General features: G+C 60.3%; 16 protein-coding genes and 2 tRNA genes. 10 read left to right on the plus strand and 8 right to left on the minus strand.

Annotation, left to right across the window (positions count from 1 at the left end; genetic code table 11):
- Positions 1-126: 126 nt before the first annotated feature.
- The 10 genes from B7Y43_RS01905 to B7Y43_RS01950 all read left to right on the plus strand — a co-directional run bounded on the left by B7Y43_RS01905 (position 127) and on the right by B7Y43_RS01950 (position 9,133).
- Complete coding sequence (locus B7Y43_RS01905; protein WP_374129918.1) at positions 127-1,449, plus strand: replication-associated recombination protein A; 1,323 nt, start codon at positions 127-129, stop codon at positions 1,447-1,449.
- The gene (locus B7Y43_RS01910; protein WP_374129919.1) at positions 1,424-2,791 is read left to right on the plus strand and encodes a serine hydrolase; all 1,368 of its coding nucleotides are present in this window, start codon (positions 1,424-1,426) and stop codon (positions 2,789-2,791) included. The genes B7Y43_RS01905 and B7Y43_RS01910 overlap by 26 nt, the downstream gene beginning before the upstream one ends.
- Positions 2,788-3,150 (plus strand): hypothetical protein, encoded by a 363-nt coding sequence (locus B7Y43_RS01915; RefSeq protein WP_374129920.1) that lies wholly within the window; start codon positions 2,788-2,790, stop codon positions 3,148-3,150. Before B7Y43_RS01910 ends, B7Y43_RS01915 begins: the two co-directional genes overlap by 4 nt.
- Positions 3,147-4,007 (plus strand): hypothetical protein, encoded by an 861-nt coding sequence (locus B7Y43_RS01920; protein ID WP_374129921.1) that lies wholly within the window; start codon positions 3,147-3,149, stop codon positions 4,005-4,007. The genes B7Y43_RS01915 and B7Y43_RS01920 overlap by 4 nt, the downstream gene beginning before the upstream one ends.
- 19 nt (positions 4,008-4,026) lie before the next feature.
- Positions 4,027-4,102 (plus strand) — tRNA-Thr (locus B7Y43_RS01925).
- 76 nt (positions 4,103-4,178) lie between these two features.
- On the plus strand, positions 4,179-4,877 hold the full coding sequence (locus B7Y43_RS01930; protein ID WP_374129922.1) for an endonuclease/exonuclease/phosphatase family protein: 699 nt from the start codon (positions 4,179-4,181) through the stop codon (positions 4,875-4,877).
- Positions 4,874-7,171, plus strand: coding sequence for a patatin-like protein (locus B7Y43_RS01935; RefSeq protein ID WP_374129923.1), 2,298 nt, complete (start codon positions 4,874-4,876; stop codon positions 7,169-7,171). The genes B7Y43_RS01930 and B7Y43_RS01935 overlap by 4 nt, the downstream gene beginning before the upstream one ends.
- Before the next feature lie 58 nt (positions 7,172-7,229).
- A complete protein-coding gene (locus tag B7Y43_RS01940) occupies positions 7,230-7,598 on the plus strand; it encodes a hypothetical protein (protein ID WP_374129924.1) in 369 nt (122 codons plus the stop codon).
- Entirely contained in the window at positions 7,595-8,269 is a 675-nt protein-coding gene (gene pyrF, locus B7Y43_RS01945; RefSeq protein ID WP_374129925.1) for an orotidine-5'-phosphate decarboxylase, read from the plus strand. The genes B7Y43_RS01940 and pyrF overlap by 4 nt, the downstream gene beginning before the upstream one ends.
- A 114-nt stretch (positions 8,270-8,383) precedes the next feature.
- Positions 8,384-9,133, plus strand: coding sequence for a hypothetical protein (locus tag B7Y43_RS01950; RefSeq protein WP_374129926.1), 750 nt, complete (start codon positions 8,384-8,386; stop codon positions 9,131-9,133).
- Here the strand turns inward: B7Y43_RS01950 and B7Y43_RS01955 are convergent.
- From B7Y43_RS01955 to B7Y43_RS01990, 8 genes are all read right to left on the minus strand, one after another.
- On the minus strand, positions 9,130-9,750 hold the full coding sequence (locus tag B7Y43_RS01955; RefSeq protein WP_374129927.1) for a GNAT family N-acetyltransferase: 621 nt from the start codon (positions 9,748-9,750) through the stop codon (positions 9,130-9,132). The two genes, B7Y43_RS01950 and B7Y43_RS01955, sit on opposite strands and share 4 nt — an antisense overlap.
- The gene (gene clpX, locus B7Y43_RS01960; RefSeq protein ID WP_374129928.1) at positions 9,747-11,012 is read right to left on the minus strand and encodes an ATP-dependent Clp protease ATP-binding subunit ClpX; all 1,266 of its coding nucleotides are present in this window, start codon (positions 11,010-11,012) and stop codon (positions 9,747-9,749) included. The genes B7Y43_RS01955 and clpX overlap by 4 nt, the downstream gene beginning before the upstream one ends.
- 104 nt (positions 11,013-11,116) lie before the next feature.
- A complete protein-coding gene (clpP, locus tag B7Y43_RS01965; protein ID WP_374129929.1) occupies positions 11,117-11,779 on the minus strand; it encodes an ATP-dependent Clp protease proteolytic subunit in 663 nt (220 codons plus the stop codon).
- Positions 11,780-11,839: 60 nt separating this feature from the next.
- On the minus strand, positions 11,840-12,787 hold the full coding sequence (locus tag B7Y43_RS01970) for a glycosyltransferase family 2 protein (RefSeq protein ID WP_374130184.1): 948 nt from the start codon (positions 12,785-12,787) through the stop codon (positions 11,840-11,842).
- A gap of 143 nt (positions 12,788-12,930) precedes the next feature.
- Positions 12,931-14,469: a trigger factor gene (gene tig / locus B7Y43_RS01975; protein ID WP_374129930.1), complete on the minus strand. Its 1,539-nt coding sequence runs from the start codon at positions 14,467-14,469 to the stop codon at positions 12,931-12,933.
- Between the two features lie 59 nt (positions 14,470-14,528).
- Positions 14,529-14,613: transfer RNA gene (locus B7Y43_RS01980), tRNA-Leu, on the minus strand.
- 61 nt (positions 14,614-14,674) lie between these two features.
- Complete coding sequence (gene secA, locus B7Y43_RS01985) at positions 14,675-17,413, minus strand: preprotein translocase subunit SecA (protein ID WP_374129931.1); 2,739 nt, start codon at positions 17,411-17,413, stop codon at positions 14,675-14,677.
- A gap of 100 nt (positions 17,414-17,513) precedes the next feature.
- Entirely contained in the window at positions 17,514-17,777 is a 264-nt protein-coding gene (locus B7Y43_RS01990; RefSeq protein WP_374129932.1) for a hypothetical protein, read from the minus strand.
- Between the last annotated feature and the right edge of the window lie 47 nt (positions 17,778-17,824).

A 17,824-nucleotide genomic window follows, 5' to 3' on the forward strand; every position in this document is an offset into this window, starting at 1 on the left:
GGCGATTTCCATATCCATGAAACATTTTCGTTCCCTTTCGTCTCTTCATGATAGACATAAGATATATCTTGAGCGCGCTCGAACAAGAGTGGCTGTAAAATAGTTTGATCCGTCTATCCTGGCGTCATGGCCGACCTTTTTGCTCCCACCAATCGCCCCGGCGCCGATGCCCCTGCCGCCAGCCCACTGGCCGATCGGCTCCGTCCGGCGCAGTTGGATCAGGTGGTTGGACAGGACCATCTCACCGGCCCAGACGGCGCAATCGGCCGAATGGTCGCCGCCAAAAGGCTGTCGTCGATGATATTGTGGGGCCCGCCCGGCACCGGCAAGACCACCATCGCGCGCTTACTTGCTGATGCTGTCGGCCTGCGTTTTACGGCGATTTCGGCCGTGTTTTCCGGCGTTGCCGATCTGAAAAAGGCTTTTGGTGAAGCGCGCGACCACGCCAGGATCGGCCAGAGGACGCTGCTGTTCGTCGATGAAATTCACCGCTTCAATCGCGCGCAGCAGGATGGCTTTCTGCCCTTTGTCGAGGACGGCACCGTCACACTGGTGGGGGCGACCACCGAAAACCCATCCTTTGAGCTGAACGCTGCGCTACTCAGCCGTGCGCAGGTGCTGATTTTGCACCGGCTTGACGCTGTCGCGCTTGGCTTGTTGCTTGACCGGGCAGAAGCGATCGAAGCACGCCCCCTGCCCCTCACCCTCGATGCCCGTGCCGCGATGATCGCCAGCGCCGATGGCGACGGACGCTTTCTGCTCAATCAGGCCGAAACGCTCTATTCGGTCGACTTGGCCGAGCCGCTCGATCCGGCAGGGCTAAGCGCGTTCCTGCAACGTCGCGTCGCCGTTTATGACAAGGATCGCGAGGGGCATTACAACCTCATCTCCGCGCTCCACAAATCAATGCGGGGTTCGGACCCGCAAGCATCGCTCTACTATCTCGCGCGGATGCTGACCGCGGGCGAGGAGCCGCTCTATGTGCTGCGCCGGATCACCCGCTTTGCCAGCGAGGATATCGGGCTTGCCGACCCACAGGCGCTGGTACAGTGTCTGGCGGCGAAGGACGCTTTTGAATTTCTGGGCTCGCCAGAGGGCGAACTCGCGATTGCCCAGGCGTGCCTCTATTGCGCGACCGCGCCCAAATCGAACGCCGCGTACAAGGCGCAAAAGGCCGCCTGGAAATCAGCGCGCGAGACCGGGTCGCTGATGCCGCCGCAGAATATCCTGAACGCACCGACGAAACTGATGAAGGACATCGGCTATGGCAAGGGTTATGCCTATGATCATGACACCGACACCGGCTTTTCGGGCAGCGATTATTGGCCCGAAGGCATGGCGCGACAGGATTTTTATCAGCCAACGGCTCGCGGGTTTGAAAAGCGGATTGGCGAACGGCTGGCTTATTGGGAAGGGCTGCGAAATGGGGGCGATCAGGGCAAGGATTAGGCTGATTGGGCTTGCGACCGCGCTCACCGCAACGCCGCTGGCAGCGCAACAGGTGCCCGCCCCTTACACGCTGGCGATTGCCGCCGGGTATAAGGCGGCAATCACGTGCAGCGCGGTGTTCATCGGCGGCCGTACCCAAGAGCAGATCGCTCGCGATGAATTAAGCGGCATCTATCCAGAATATGATGCGATCGTCCCAACGCTGAAGGCCGATGTCGATGCCAAAATCGGGCTGGTAACAGTCGCCTTCGATCCGGCCTTGCCGCCACGACGGGCCGTTTATCGCAAGGGGCGGGGCTGCACGATCATGCCAATTGGCGCGGTCGCCCTGTCCGCCCCCGACAGCGACCAGCCTACAGCCCTGGCCCAGGCCAACCCCGCCCCCTGGCCCATCGGCGACGCGCTGCCAAAGCCAGCATATCCGCAATTAGGTGCGGTCGCCCGGGCAATGGCGGGGGCCTATAGCGGCAGAACTACGGGCATCGTGGTGCTCCGCGGCAAGGCGCTGGTCGCCGAAAGCTATGCCGACGGTTTTGGCCCCTATACGGCGCAGCGCACCTGGTCGGTCGCCAAAAGCATCACAGGCACATTGGTCGGCATCGCTGTCAAAGAAGGCGCTGTGAGGACCGACGCACCCGCACGCATTCCCGAATGGGCCGATGAATATGCCTTTAATCGCCGACGGCAGATCACGCTCGACAATTTGTTGCGCATGGCGTCCGGCCTGCACAGCGATACGGCCGGCAATCGCAGCGATGCCGTCTATTTCGGCGGCACGGCGGTTACCGAAGAGACGGTCCATTGGCCTATCGAAGTCAAACCCGGCACACGATTCCGGTACGCGAACAATGACATACTGCTGGCGATGCGGTCGCTGCGCGCGGCGCTGGGTGAGGCCAGATACAAGAATTTCCCCGCGACCGCCCTATTCGATCGGATCGGGATGAAGCACACCGTCGCTGAAACCGACTGGCGCGGCAATTACATTTCCTCCAGCCAGATTTGGACGACCGCGCGCGACCTGGCACGCTTTGGGTTGCTCTATCTCGACGACGGCTTCTGGAATGGCAAACGGGTGCTGCCGGAAGATTGGCGCCGCTATGTCACCACGCCAAACGGCCCACAGCCAGCTGCCGGCTTTGGCTATGGCGCGACTTTTTGGCTGATGAATAAGGTGCCCGGCGTCCCGGCCGACACTTTCTCAGCCAACGGCAATCGCGGCCAATTCGTCGTCATCGTGCCAAGCCGAAATATCGTGATCGTGCGGCGCGGAGAAGACCCAGCAGGCGCACCGTTCGACATCGCCAAATTCACCGCCGATGTCTTGGCCAGTGTGAAATGACGACGCTGCCCCTCCGTGACTGGGACGCGGTCGTCGCCTTTGCGCTTGGCCTGTCCGATACCGAAGTTGGCGCGCATTATGGCAAGCCAGCGGTCAAGATCGCCAGCAACGGTCGCGCCTTTCTGTCGGGCAGCCGCGAGCCGGAATCGTTCGTGCTGCAAATCGATCACGATACCAAGGACATGCTGATCGAGACCGATCCCGACAGTTTCTGGCAAACCCCGCATTACCAAGGCTGGCCGAGTCTGCTGGTTCGCTACACGAGTGCCGATCCAGACCGCGTGTCCGCGATGATCGAACGAGCGCGGGATCAGGCGGCGGCAAAGCCACCAGCCAAGGCGCGCAAGCAAAAAGCGTGACTCATTTCACTGAATTCGCGGCGATTGACTGGTCAGGGGCAAAGGGAAATCGCCATCGCGGTATCGCCTTGGCCATTTGTGCGGCAGGCGACGCTGCCCCCCGGCTGGTTGCCGCGCCGGATGGCATTTGGTCACGCACTGCGATCCTCAATTGGCTGCGTGCGCGCGCCAGCGTGCCGTTGCTGATCGGCTTTGATTTCAGCTTCGCACCGCCCTGGATCGAACGCCGTGCTTATCTGCCAGGCGAAGTCACGCCCGACACCGCCCGCCCCTTTTGGGCGCATGTCGATGCTGAGAGCGATGATACGGATCTTGGCGCAGCCTCGTTCCTCGAAAATCGGCGCGGCACCCATTTTTATTTCGGTGCTGCCGATGGCCGCAAGGCCGATTTCATGCATTTCCGTCGCTGCGAAGCGCATTTCAACGCTGGCGGGGGCGGGAAGCCGTCCACCATTTATGACGCAATTGGCGCAGCACAAGTCGCCAAGGCCAGCTTCGCCGGCATGCGCTTGCTCCATCAGCTTGACGGCGCCCTGCCGGTCTGGCCGTTCGATCCTGTCCCGAGCACCGGCGCACTGGTCGTCGAAATCTACACGACCATTGCCGCGCGTGCAGCGGGCCTGCGCAAAGGGATCAGCAAATTGCGCGGGCCAGCGGCGCTGGATGCCGCGCTGACCCACCCTGCCATTGGCAGCCAACCGCACGAACTGCTCGAACGCTACGACGATCACGCCACCGATGCGATATTGACCGCAGCATGGCTGCGATCATGTGCCCGCGACGGCAATTTATGGGCACCGCCCGCCCTCACCGCGCAAATTGCCCAAAGCGAGGGCTGGACCTTCGGCGTCGTCTGACGCATGGGGCGTGTCGGATGCCGGTTTAGCTCAGCTGGTAGAGCAGCGGTTTTGTAAACCGAAGGTCGCGGGTTCGATTCCTGCAACCGGCACCATCTCTCCCACCCCACCGCCGATCTCCGCGCTGCATTCTCCTTGCAGAGCCGGTGCCGCCCCGCCGATAAGGGCGGGATGATCACCGTCGCCAGCTATAATATTCATAAGGGGATCGGCACGGATAGACGGCGACGGCCGGAACGCATTCTTGATGTATTGGCAGAGATGGATGCCGATATCGTCACCCTTCAGGAGGCCGATCGCCGCTTTGGCACCCGCGCCGCTATCCTCTCAAATACCCTGATCGAGCAGGCAGGCTGGCACCCCGTCACTTTTGGCGTGCGGCAGGCGAGCATGGGCTGGCATGGCAATGTGATCCTGCTGCGACAGGGGATTTCGATCACCTGCAGCGAAGCGATCCATCTGCCGACACTCGAACCGCGCGGTGCCGTAATGGCCGATCTGCGCACCAGCGCGGGCGCGCAACTCCGCGTGATTGGCATGCACCTCGACCTTTCCGGGCTCTGGCGGCGGCGACAGGCAGCCTCGATCATTGCCCATCTCCATGCCAATCCGCATCCGCTGCCAACGATTTTGATGGGCGATATGAACGAATGGAGCGCCACCACCGGATGTTTGCACGAATTTGCGCGCCATTTTCGCATTGCCGATACGGGACCCAGTTTTCACGCCCGTCGCCCGCTCGCCCGGCTTGACCGGATCATGATGTCGCGCGACTTGATGCCGGTTGCGTGCGGGGTTCACAACAGCCGGCTGGCAACGGTTGCTTCCGATCACTTGCCGATCTGGGCACGAGTAGAGGGTGTGCAATGAGCCGGGAAAAAGAGCTGCGACTGGCACTGGTCTGCTACGGCGGCATCAGCCTTGCGGTCTATATGCACGGCATTACCAAGGAAATCTGGCGGTTGGCGCGGGCGAGCTGCGCTTTCACCAATGGCGATAGGCCAGCCGGCGGCAGCCAGGGCGTCTATCGCGGACTGCTCCAGGAAATCGAAAACGACCATGGTCTAAAGCTGCGCGTTCTGGTTGATATCATTGCCGGGGCGAGCGCTGGCGGCATTAACGGCGTGTTTTTGGGGCAGGCGATCTCGACCGGCCAGTCGCTTGAGCCGCTCACCGACTTATGGCTCGACAGTGCCGATGTGGAGGCGCTGATCGATCCTGATCAGGGCCCACGGCACCGGCTCTCGAAAATCTGGGCATTGCCGCTCGTCTGGCTGGCGCAGCGGCGAACGGGGGACCGGATCGATGAACTGGTCGAAGTCGGCGCGCGCCAGGAAGTCCGTGCCAAACTGTCCAAATTCGTCCGGTCGCGATGGTTCGAGCCTCCTTTTGGTGGCGCGCGCTTTTCCAACCTGATGCTGGATGCCTTTGACGCAATGGCTGCGGCCCCCACCGGGCCGCGCCTTTTACCAGTCGATCAACCGCTCGATCTGTTCGTGACCGTTACCGATTTTTCTGGCCACCCTGAATTATTGGCGCTCAATTCGCCTGCGGAGGTGATCGAGACCGAACACCGGCTAATCTTCTCCTTCACTGATCACGGCCAATCAACCACCATGCTGGCTCATCCCGGCGAGCTGACCTTTGCCGCACGGGCGACATCCAGCTTCCCGGGCGCTTTCCCGCCCTGCACCATCAGCGAGCTTGATCAGGTGTTGGCCAGCCGAAACATGCCATGGCCGGAACGCGAAAACTTTCTGAAACGCAGCCTGCCCCGTCAATATGCAGCCAATACAGCCGATTGTACGGTCTTGATCGACGGCTCGGTGCTGGCCAACGCGCCCTTCCGTCCCGCGATCGAAGCACTGCGCGAACGGCCTGCGCGTCGACAGGTTGATCGCCGCTTTGTTTATATCGATCCCCATCCGGGCGCGAAGCTCGATTTTGGCGGCAAAAAGGGCGGCGTCCCGGGCTTTTTCCAGACCATCATTGGCGCGATTTCGGAACTGCCGCGTCAGCAGCCGATCCGCGACAATTTGGAAGCAATTGCCGAGCGTTCGCATCGGATTGAACGCATGGCGGAAATCATCGCCGGCATCCGCCCCGAAGTGGAGAAACAGGTCGAAAGCCTGTTTGGCTATACCTTGTTTCTCGATCGCCCAACCGTCGCCCGGCTCGCCACCTGGCGTCGTCGCGCCCAAAGTTCGGCAGCCAGCAAGGCCGGCTATGGCTATGCCGCATATGGCCATTTGAAGCTCGCTGGCGTCATTGAACAAATGACGCAGTTGCTGTGGAGCGTCGGGGGAGAACTGAACCAGGCACGGCTTGATCATATCCGCCGCCAGGTCACCTTAGCGGTCCGATCGCAGGGGATGGACGATATGGGGCCGACCTTTTCGGGTGGTACCAACCCAGCAACCATCGCTTTCCTGCGCTCCTATGATCTGGGCTTCCGTATCCGCCGGTTGCGGATGATGGCGCGGCGATTGAGCGATCTCGAAGTGAGCTTTGCCGAAACCGACATCGCCTTGCTGCGCGATGCCATCTACACCTCGCTGGCCGCCTATCTCGATTGCAAGCGCACCGAGACGCATCTGGCGCTCCGGCGCGATGTCCGCGCGTTACGAAACAATGCAGCGCCCTTGCTCGATCGACTGGCCGAGTCGCTCAATCTCAAGCCGCTGGACGATGAAACTGAATTGCGGCTCTCCACTGCCCTTGGCCAGGCCTCGCGCGAGATCAGACGACCGCTGCTGCTCGCCTATCTGGGCTTTCCCTATTTCGACGTGGCGACATTGCCGCTGCTTCAAGGCGAAGGGGTCGATGAATTCGATGCGATAAAGGTCGATCGCATCGCCCCCGATGACGCAACGTCGATCCGTACCGGCGGGGCAATGGCGACGCTAAAGGGCATCCAATTCAATAGTTTCGGTGCCTTTTTCAGTCGTGCCTATCGCGAAAATGACTATCTATGGGGGCGGCTGCACGGTGCCGAGCGCCTGATCGACATCATCGTTTCCACCCTACCCGCTTCGATGCAGATGAAGCCGGGCCGGATTGCGGCGATAAAGCGCGCGGCCTTTATCGCCATTCTGGACGAGGAAGAACCAAAATTGAAGCAGATCGGCCCCCTGATTGCCTCATTGCGCAGCGAGATTGGCTGAGGCTGGCAAAAATCCGCTAAGCGCCCTAAGCTCTCCTTCTGGTCGCACGGAGCACGCCATGCAGTTTTTGAAAACGCTCTTCTGGTTCTTGCTCGCGTTGCTCGTTGCGGTGTTTTCGATCGGCAACTGGACGACGGTGCCCATCAAATTATGGGCCGGATTAATCGCAGATGTGAACTTGCCGCTGCTCTTGGTGCTTACCTTCCTGGCCGGGCTGTTCCCGGTGCTGCTCTATCACCATGCAGTGAAATGGCGGATGGGGCAGAAATTATCGACGGCGGAACGCGTGATCGCTGATTTACGTGGCGCTGTTGCGGCGAACGCCGCCCAGCCCTCACCCCCTGCTCAGGTCCCTATTGATCGGCCAGAAATAGGCGCCATCCCACCGACTGCCGTGCCCACCGCCGTCCCGCCAGGCGTAGCATGACGAACCGGATTTTCGTCGCCCTGGACACGCCGGATCTCGCCAAAGCGCGGGAGATGGCGATGAAGGTTCGGCATCATGTCGGCGGTATCAAGCTGGGCCTTGAATTTTTTCTGGCCAATGGGCGCGCGGGCTTTCGCGAGATGGCCGATATCGGCCTGCCAATTTTTCTCGATCTCAAGCTCCACGATATTCCCAATACCGTTGCCAAGGCGATTCAGGCGCTGGGCGACATCGAACCGGCGATTTTGACGGTGCATGCCGCCGGTGGCCGGGCGATGCTGGAAGACGCCAAGGCCGCCGCCCATACCCACACCAAAATCGTTGCCGTCACCACATTGACCAGCCTGGACGCCACTGATTTGCAGTCGATCGGCGTCGGCGGCAATCCGCATGATCAGGTCATGCGGCTGACCGATCTGGCGATGACGGCGGGGGTCGATGGTATCGTCTGTTCTGGGGCTGAAGTCGCAGCCGCCCATAAGTTATGGCCCAAGGGGTTTCTGGTCGTGCCGGGCCTGCGCCCTGCGGACGGGGCCGCGGGCGATCAGAAGCGTGTCGTCACGCCGCGTGCGGCGCTTGATTCGGGCGCGTCCGTGCTGGTCATTGGTCGCCCTATCACCCAGGCCGCCGATCCCGATCTCGCCGCCCGCGCGATTGAGGCAACGCTGTAATCGCGCAATCGCGTACTGATGCCGAGCAAAGAAATCAGCGGCAGTTAAACTAAATTCAACCCTGGGTAAGGTAAGGACGAAATCCATGTTTCGTCCGCTCAACTTGGGTTTTTCATGACCATACAACCATCAGCCTCATCATTCGGCCTGTCCCGCGTCAAACGGGGAGTGGTGGGCCGCTCGCCCACCCAATTGGCAAACGCGGCCATTAAGACGGTGATCGCGCTGCTTCGCCAGGCGACGCCGTCGGCGCGGGAGGCCGCACGACGGGACCAGGCATTTGATCGCCGCTGGGGCACCGACACCAGCCGCCAGATCGGCATGAACGCGCTCGATTTCCCAACCGCGTTGAAGAAAGGCAGCTTTCATTATCAGGCGAGCGGCGCGCATATCCTGGATGAGACGATCATGGTCGCCGGGATCGATCCCGCCGACTTTACCTTCATCGATTATGGCTGTGGCAAGGGCCGAATCGTGTTGCTGGCGGCAGCCAAGCCCTTTGCCCGAGCAATTGGCGTCGAATATTCCGCGCTGCTGACGGAAATCGCCCAGGCGAATAGTGTCGCCTTTGCAATCCGGGGCGGCGCGACACTGGTGCCCGAATTCTGGCAGGGAAATGCCGCCGATTATGTGCCGCCCGAGGGGCCGCTATTCTGCTATCTCTATAATTCTTTCGGCGCGGAAATTCTCGCCGGCTGCCTTGATCGCCTTGAAGCCGCAAAGGCCAGTGATCCAGCGCGTCGTATCCTGCTCGCTTACATCAATCCGCAGTTCGGTGACCTCGTCGCTGCTCGCTCTTGCTGGCACGAAAGCGCCCCCGGCTATGACATTCGCGTCTTCGAATGTGTTGCCGACCAGGCCTAGACGGGCCGCAGCATTGACCAGAAGCGTGGGCCACCGCGCGGCACCGTCCATTCATCGGTCACCGCAAAGCCCATGCGCTGGTAAAAGCTGATGTTCTTTTCCAGCGGCGTTTCCAGATAGGCAGGAAAACGCCCGTCAACGGATCGCTGAAGCCCATCACGCACGATTGCCCCGCCAATGCCCTTCCCCTGGTGGAGCGGATCGCAACCGGCGATATGCAGATACCAATAATCGCCATCGGGCAGATGCGCATCAATCGCCTGGCTAACCGCAATGGCGCGCCCGATTGCGCTGCCAAAACAGCCGATCATCGGCAAAAGGCTGCTGATCATTTCGCCCATGCTGGTATGCGCTTGGCCCGGCGCGCGCCACAACGTCGCGGCCTCGCCGCGTTCCGTCACCAGCCGCATGCCCTTGTTGGCATCGGTATCGAACAGCAGCATGAACAGCCGCGGTAGGCGTTTCGATCGCACGACAGGATCGGGAAAAATCCAACCGATCGACGGATCGTTGAAAAATGCGCGCGACAACATCGCGGCAATCACCCGGCGCTGATCGTGCCGGGCAAGCTGGACCGCCGACATCATCCGTTCGGATGGCGGCGGCCCTTCACTCACGCCGCGTCGCCGGCCTTTTCTTTCTTGGTATAGACGCGGATCGGCTCCTTGCGGCCCTCGATCACGTCCTTGTCGATCATCACTTCATCGACGCCGTCCATCCCGGGCAGGTCGAACATCGTATCGAGCAAAATGCCCTCCAGGATCGATCGAAGCCCGCGCGCGCCGGTCTTGCGATCAATCGCCTTGCGCGCGACCGTCACCAGCGCATCGTCGGTGAAGTCCAACTGGACATTCTCCATGTCGAAGAGCTTTTGGTACTGCTTGACCAGCGCATTTTTCGGTTCGGTCAGGATCGTAACGAGTGCAGGAACATCAAGATCCTCCAGCGTCGCGATGACCGGCAGACGACCAACGAATTCGGGGATCAGCCCGAATTTGAGCAGATCCTCAGGCTCGACCGATTTCAGCACTTCGCCGGTACGGCGTTCCTCGGAAGCGGCGACATAAGCGCCGAAGCCAATCGACTTGCCCTGCAAACGATCGCCAATGATCTTCTCAAGGCCGCTGAACGCACCGCCGCAGATGAACAGGATGTTGGTGGTGTCCACCTGCAGGAATTCCTGCTGCGGATGCTTGCGCCCGCCCTGCGGGGGCACGCTGGCGGTGGTGCCCTCCATCAGCTTGAGCAGCGCCTGCTGCACGCCCTCGCCCGACACATCGCGCGTGATCGATGGGTTCTCCGCCTTGCGGCTGATCTTGTCGATTTCGTCGATATAGACGATGCCGCGCTGCGCCCGTTCGACATTGTAATCGGATGCCTGGAGCAGCTTCAGGATGATGTTTTCAACATCCTCACCAACATAACCAGCTTCGGTCAGCGTGGTCGCATCGGCCATCGTGAACGGCACGTCGAGAATGCGCGCCAGCGTCTGCGCGAGCAGCGTCTTGCCGCAGCCAGTTGGACCAACCAGCAGGATGTTCGACTTGGCGAGCTCGACATCAGCGCCCTTCTGGCCGTGGTTCAGGCGCTTATAGTGATTATGGACCGCCACCGACAGCACGCGCTTGGCGCGCTTCTGGCCAATGACATAATCATCGAGCACATCGCAGATTTCCTGCGGCGTCGGCACGCCCCCGTCCTTCTTGCTGACAAGCGCGGACTTGGTTTCTTCCCGAATGATGTCGTTGCACAGTTCCACGCATTCATCGCAGATGAACACCGTTGGGCCGGCGATCAGCTTGCGCACTTCGTGCTGCGACTTGCCGCAGAACGAGCAATAAAGCGTACTCTTCGAGTCGCTGCCGCTCAGCTTCGTCATTCAATCCATCCTTCGCACGATACGCGCGCATTCTTGGGGCGATCATAGTAGACCGCCCCGCTTCAATCGTACAATCACCAAAATCGCGTTACGATCTTGATCGGTTATGCCGCAACCGTTGAGGCATCCTCGGTCGGCATTGGCCGCTTTTCAATCACTTCGTCGATCAGGCCAAATGCCTTTGCTTCTTCGGCGCTCAGGAACTTGTCACGGTCCATTGCATGCTCGATCGCATCAAGCGGTTGGCCGGTATATTTTGCGTAAAGCTGGTTCAGATTATGGCGGATTCGCAGGATTTCCTTGGCCTGGATCTCGATATCGGTCGCCATGCCCTGCGCGCCGCCCGATGGCTGGTGGATCATGATCCGCGCGTTGGTGAGCGCAACGCGCATGCCTGGCTCGCCCGCCGAGAGCAGGAAACTACCCATCGATGCGGCCTGACCGATGCAGAAAGTGCCGACGCGTGGTCGGATATATTGCATCGTGTCATGGATCGCCATGCCCGCCGTGACGACACCCCCCGGCGAGTTGATGTACATGTAGATGTCCTTTTTCGGGTTTTCCGATTCGAGGAACAGCAGCTGGGCGGTGATCACCGACGCCATATGATCTTCGACCTGACCGGTCACGAAGATGATGCGTTCGCGCAGCAGCCGCGAATAAATGTCAAAGCTGCGCTCGCCGCGGTTGGACTGCTCAATGACGATGGGGACCAGGCCGCCCGTCTCTGGATTGGTGAAGTTGCCGGTTTCAAATGGATTTTGCATGGGGGTCTCGCTGGTCCTTATTCCCTTAGAGTGCCTACATCGGCCTTGGCGAAAGCGAGTTCAAGCCCTCTTGCCCCACGGAAGGCCCGGCGCAGCAAAGGAGAGATAGGCCAACCGCCTGACCTCGCGTCGGCCGCGCACCACCGTATCGAGAATAAGGCCCGTAAAACCGCACAATGCCGCCAGAATCATCAATCCCGTTACCAGCACCGCCGTGGGCAGACGCGGCACCAACCCCGTCTGCGCATAGGTAATCACCAGCGGCACACTCAGTGCGACGCCAATCAGCGCCAGCACCGCGCCGATCGCCCCAAAAAATAACATCGGCCGCTCGATTCGATAAAGCGTGGCAATCGTGCGCAAAATCCGCCAGCCGTCGCGATAGGTGCTGAGCTTTGAGACCGAACCTTCTGGCCGCGCGAAATAAGGCGTGGCGACCTCACCGACCGGCATTTTCAGCTCAAGCGCATGGACGCTGATCTCGGTCTCGATCTCGAACCCGCTCGACAGCACCGGAAAACTCTTCACAAATCGTCTTGAGAACACCCGGTATCCCGATAGGATATCAGTAAAACTCCGCCCAAATAATTGCGCCAACATGCCGGTGAGCACGGCATTGCCGAACTGATGCCCGGCGCGATAAGCCGCCTGTGCCTGGGTAACGCGCGACCCCACCACCATATCGAGCTGCTCGTCGATCATCCGCTGGATCAAGACGGGCGCCGACGCGGCATCATAGGTCGCGTCGCCATCGGCCATCACATAGATATCGGCATCAATGTCGGCGAACATCCGCCGCACGACATTGCCCTTGCCCTGCATGCGCTCGGTGCGAACGACAGCCCCAGCCGCCGCCGCAACCGCCACCGTGCGATCGGCGCTGTTATTGTCATACACATAGATGGTTGCGCCAGGGATCGCCTTACGAAAGCCGTCGATCGTCTGCGCGATCGCCACTTCCTCGTTATAGCAAGGCAGCAGCACCGCGATGACAGGCGTATCGCTCATCGCCACTTCAATCGCCCTGATGGCGTCCAGGCCAGCTTCACGGCCCGCATTACGCAGCATGGTCCCCGACACGCGCTCGTTCATTCCCGCCATCTCCAATCAACATGATTGGTAGATAGGCGGGAAAGACAAACAAGTGGTGATCAGGCTTCAGTCTTCTTGGCCGGTGCCTTCTTGGCGGCCGGCTTTTTTGCAGGCTTGGCCTCGGCAGCGGGCGTTTCATCAGCAGGAGCGTCGGCCGCTGGCGCAGGCTCCTCCGCCTTTTTGGCCTTTTTCGCAGCAGGCTTTTTGGCCTTTGCCGGCGCGTGATCATGGTCATGGTCATGACCACAACCTGGGCCATGAACATGGCTGTCTTCGCTCTCGATCGCTGCCTCAATCTCCTCACGCGTCACGTCGCGGTCAGTGATCTTGGCCTGCTCGAACAGCCAGTCGACAACTTTATCCTCATAAAGCGGGGCCCGCAGTTGCGCTGCCGCCATTGGCTCCTGGCGGATATATTCGATGAAGCGTGTGCGCTCTTCGGGGCTATACTGCTGCGCGGCCTGCGCGATCAGCCGGTTCATTTCCTGCTGGGTGACTTCGACGCCATTCTTCTGGCCGATCTCGGACAGCAACAGCCCAAGTCGAACGCGACGTTCGGCAATGGCAAGGTAATCGGCGCGCTCGGCCTCCATCTCGGCTAGCGCTGCAGCCGGATCGGCCTCATGGCTTGCCTCGTGCTGCAACTGCGCCCAAATTTGCTGGAATTCGGCTTCCACCATTGATGGCGGCACTTCAAAATCATGCCCAACGGCAAGCTGATCGAGAAGCTTGCGCTTCATATGGGTGCGGGTCAGGCCGTTATGCTCCTGCTCGATCTGCCCTTTCAGCAGACCGCGCAGCTGCTCCAGGCTTTCCAGCCCAAGCGAGGTGGCGAGCTCTTCGTCGATCACTGCTTCCTTGGCGACGCGGACGTCCTTGATCACCAGATCAAAGGTCGCTGCCGCGCCCTTCAGGTTTTCAGCGGCATAGTCGTCAGGAAAAGTGACATTGATCGTCAGCTCGGCGCCCTTTTTGACACCGATGATCTGGTCTTCGAAACCGGGAATCAAGCGACCCGAACCGATTTCGACCGACATGTCCTCACCCGTGCCGCCTTCGAACGCGACGCCGTCGACCTTGCCGACAAAGTCCATCACGACCAGGTCGCCGGTCTTCGCCTTATGCGTCTTGGGCGCATCGTCGAAGCGCTTTTGCTGATCGGCAAAGCGCTGCAATTGCGCCTCCACGGCGGCCTCATCAACGGGCACAACCAGACGTTCAAGCACAAGCGCATCGATGGCCGGGGTCGGCACATCGGGCAGCACTTCCAGCGTAACAGTGATCTCGGCATCCTTGCCGATCTCATAGCCATCCTCGAGCGCCACCGACGGCTGCATCGCCGGGCGTAGCTGCTTTTCGCTGATCAGCTGCTGGATACCGTCCTGAATCGACGTGTTGAGCGCATCCTGAGTGATCGCGGGGCCGTGCATCTTGCGCACCAGATTCGCGGGCACCTTGCCGGGGCGGAAGCCGGGCATACGGATTTGCGGGGCGACCTTCTTGATCTCCGCATCGACACGGGCTTCGATATCCTTGGCGGTGATCTTGAGCGAGTAGGCGCGCTTGAGGCCTTCGTTCAACGTCTCAACAGTCTGCATTTTGGCTCTTTTCGTCAGCTAATTCTTTGAAACGGCACCATCGCACGGAGCGATGGCGTTGGTGCGGGCGAAGGGACTCGAACCCCCACATCTTGCGATGGCAGGACCTAAACCTGCTGCGTCTACCAGTTCCGCCACGCCCGCCAGCACGCCGCCGGTCGGCGAGCGTCTATAGCAGTGATGGCCGCCGGGGCAAGCCGCGAGGTCACAAGGCACCGTGGCATTGTTTGTATTTCTTGCCAGAGCCACAGGGGCAAGGCGCATTTCGGCTCACCCTGCCCTCCCAAAGCGCCGGATCGTTGCCGAATTCTCCACCGTCGATGCTCGGCTGTGCCAGCGGCGCAATCCGGGTCGTCACCAAACCAAGTGGATTCCCCGCGCCCACAGCCTGGCCATCATCGTCACCGGCAAAGGGATCAAAATGTGATGTAATGAAATCGGGCAGATCGGGCAGCGCTGCTGGTTGCTGGAGCTGGAATTGCGCATGCGCGATCGTCTTGGTCACATCTTCGCGAATCGTGCCGAGCATCCGTTCGAACAGCGCAAACGCCTCCTGCTTATATTCGTTGATCGGCGTTTTCTGCGCATAGGCGCGAAGATGGACCACCTGACGGAGCGCATCGAGCGTCGACAGATGCTCTTTCCAGTGATGATCAAGATTCTGGAGGAGAATCGATTTTTCCACCTGGGTCCAGGTTTCCGGATCAAGCGATGCTGCCTTGGCCTCGACATGCTGGTCGGCCGCTTCACGCACCCGCTCCTCGACCAGTTCGGGATCAATCGCTTCCTCAGCCAGCCAGTCATCAAAGGGCGGATCAATGCCCAACATTTCCTGCACATTTTCGCGCAGGCCGGTGATATCCCATTGCTCGGGATAGCTATTGGGCGGGCAGGCAGTGCCGACCAGCGTGTTGACGGTCTCGGTCCGCATATCGGTAACGACATCACCAACCGTGTCGGCATCCATGATGTCGCTGCGTTGTTCGTAGATCACCTTGCGCTGATCATTCATCACATCATCATATTCGACGACCTGTTTGCGCTGGTCATAATTGCGCGCCTCAACCTTGCGCTGCGCCGTTTCAATCGCCTTGGACAGCCATTTCGAACCGATCGCCTCGCCATCGGCGATGTTCGACCGCATCATCTTGGCGAACATCGTATCCGGGCCAAAAATGCGCAGCAGATCGTCATCCAGCGACAGATAAAAGCGGCTGAGGCCCGGATCTCCTTGACGGCCAGAGCGACCGCGCAACTGATTATCGATACGGCGGCTCTCATGCCGCTCCGTACCCAGCACAAACAGCCCGCCCGCGGCGAGCACTGCGGCCTTTTCGGCGGCGACTTCGGCCTTGATCCGTTCGATCGCTGCCACACGCTCAGGGCCATCGGCCAGACCCACCAGTTCGTCATTCACGCGGAATTCGACATTGCCGCCAAGCTGAATATCCGTGCCGCGACCGGCCATGTTGGTGGCGATCGTCACCACGCTTTTACGGCCGGCCTGGGCGACGATATGCGCCTCACGCTCGTGCTGGCGCGCGTTGAGCACTTCATGCACCACGCCTTCCTTGATCAGGAATTCGCTCAGCAGTTCTGATTTTTCAATCGACACGGTGCCGACCAGCACTGGCTGCCCACGCTCGGCGTGGATCTTGATCTTCTTGGCGATCGCCTGGAACTTGTCCTGGGTATTTTTGTAGAATTCGTCTTCCTCATCAACGCGCTTGACCGGCACATTGGTCGGAATGGTCACCACGTTCATCTTGTAAATGTCGAAAAACTCCGCCGCTTCGGTCGCGGCCGTGCCGGTCATGCCCGAAAGCTTGGGGTACATGCGGAAATAATTCTGGAAGGTGATCGATGCCATGGTCTGGTTTTCGGGCTCGATCGCCACGCCCTCCTTGGCCTCTACCGCCTGGTGAAGCCCATCGGACCAGCGCCGCCCATCCATCATGCGGCCGGTAAACTCATCGATGATGATGACCTTGCCGTCCTTGACGATGTAATCGGTGTCGCGCTTGAACATCTTGTTCGCGCGCAGCGCCTGGTTCAGGTGATGGACGACCTGGGTGTTTTCAAAGTCGTAAAGGTTGGTGCCCTCCAGCAGTTCGGCACTTTCCAGCATCCGCTCCGCCGTTTCGGTGCCCGCTTCGGTCAGGATGATCGAACGCTGCTTTTCGTCAAGCTCATAGGTATCGCTGCCCAGCTGCTTCACGATCGCGTCGACGCGCAGATAAAGATCGGTTTTGTCGTCCGTCGGCCCGGAGATGATCAGCGGGGTACGCGCTTCGTCGATCAGGATTGAATCGACTTCGTCGACGATCGCGAAGTTGAACTTGCGCTGCACCATCGATTCGCGATCATATTTCATATTGTCGCGCAGATAATCGAAGCCGAGCTCGTTATTGGTCGCATAGGTGATGTCGGCGGCATAGGCGTCGCGGCGCTGCTGATCGGTCAGGTTCGGCACGATCACGCCCGTCGTCATCCCCAAAAAGCGATAGACGTTGCTCATCCACTCGGCATCGCGGGCGGCGAGGTAATCATTGACCGTGACGACATGCACGCCCGTGCCCGGCAAGGCGTTCAGATAAGTGGCCAGTGTGGCAACCAGCGTCTTGCCCTCGCCGGTGCGCATCTCGGCAATCTCGCCCCGATGCAGGACGATGCCGCCCACCATCTGCACATCATAATGGCGCTGACCCAGCGTGCGCTTGGCGGCCTCGCGGACTGTTGCAAAGGCTTCTGGTAGCAAGTCGTCGAGTTTTTCGCCGTTGGCGAGCCGCTCGCGAAAGCGCGCGGTCTGCGCACTCAGCGCGGCATCATCGAGCCCGGAAATCTGGGGTTCGAACGCATTGATCTTGGCCACGATCGACCCGAGCGATTTGACATAGCGATCGTTCGACGATCCGAAAATGGACTTGGCAAGGCCACCGAGCATGGAGAATTCCTGTATCTAAGGGCAGTTCGCTCGCCGGGCATCGCCGGGGCGCAACAACATTGGCAATTTGAACCCGGCAAGGCCGGATTTGGCCCGGTCGCTATTCGCGAAGGCGGGCGAGATAAAGCGGCGTGGCCGGGCGGAGCGCATAGCCCTTGCCTGGTGAGACCGAAGCCGAAACGCTGAGCGTCGGCAGATCCTGGGCAATCTGCCGCGCAATATGCTGGCCTGCCGACTGCGCCGCAGCGGTCGCAATCGCCGCAGGTGCGACGGATTGGTGCAGCCGAACCTCAGGCGTGCTCATCCCGGCGGTAACGCCGGTCAGTGCGCTCAGCAGCGCAGAAAGGATGAGCAGCAGTTCCAATCAAATCGTCCAGTCAATCCGCCAAAAACGCGCGAGCGACGCACATA

The organism is Sphingomonas sp. 28-62-20, from assembly GCF_002281505.1.

Excerpts from the sequence above, each read along its gene's own strand:
- B7Y43_RS01905 (WP_374129918.1), top strand. The coding sequence starts at position 127 with ATGGCCGACCTTTTTGCTCCCACCAATCGCCCCGGCGCCGATGCCCCT.
- B7Y43_RS01910 (WP_374129919.1), top strand. The coding sequence starts at position 1,424 with ATGGGGGCGATCAGGGCAAGGATTAGGCTGATTGGGCTTGCGACCGCG.
- B7Y43_RS01915 (WP_374129920.1), top strand. The coding sequence starts at position 2,788 with ATGACGACGCTGCCCCTCCGTGACTGGGACGCGGTCGTCGCCTTTGCG.
- B7Y43_RS01930 (WP_374129922.1), top strand. The coding sequence starts at position 4,179 with ATGATCACCGTCGCCAGCTATAATATTCATAAGGGGATCGGCACGGAT.
- B7Y43_RS01935 (WP_374129923.1), top strand. The coding sequence starts at position 4,874 with ATGAGCCGGGAAAAAGAGCTGCGACTGGCACTGGTCTGCTACGGCGGC.
- B7Y43_RS01940 (WP_374129924.1), top strand. The coding sequence starts at position 7,230 with ATGCAGTTTTTGAAAACGCTCTTCTGGTTCTTGCTCGCGTTGCTCGTT.
- pyrF (WP_374129925.1), top strand. The coding sequence starts at position 7,595 with ATGACGAACCGGATTTTCGTCGCCCTGGACACGCCGGATCTCGCCAAA.
- B7Y43_RS01950 (WP_374129926.1), top strand. The coding sequence starts at position 8,384 with ATGACCATACAACCATCAGCCTCATCATTCGGCCTGTCCCGCGTCAAA.
- clpX (WP_374129928.1), bottom strand. The coding sequence starts at position 11,012 with ATGACGAAGCTGAGCGGCAGCGACTCGAAGAGTACGCTTTATTGCTCG.
- clpP (WP_374129929.1), bottom strand. The coding sequence starts at position 11,779 with ATGCAAAATCCATTTGAAACCGGCAACTTCACCAATCCAGAGACGGGC.
- B7Y43_RS01970 (WP_374130184.1), bottom strand. The coding sequence starts at position 12,787 with ATGAGCGATACGCCTGTCATCGCGGTGCTGCTGCCTTGCTATAACGAG.
- tig (WP_374129930.1), bottom strand. The coding sequence starts at position 14,469 with ATGCAGACTGTTGAGACGTTGAACGAAGGCCTCAAGCGCGCCTACTCG.
- secA (WP_374129931.1), bottom strand. The coding sequence starts at position 17,413 with ATGCTCGGTGGCCTTGCCAAGTCCATTTTCGGATCGTCGAACGATCGC.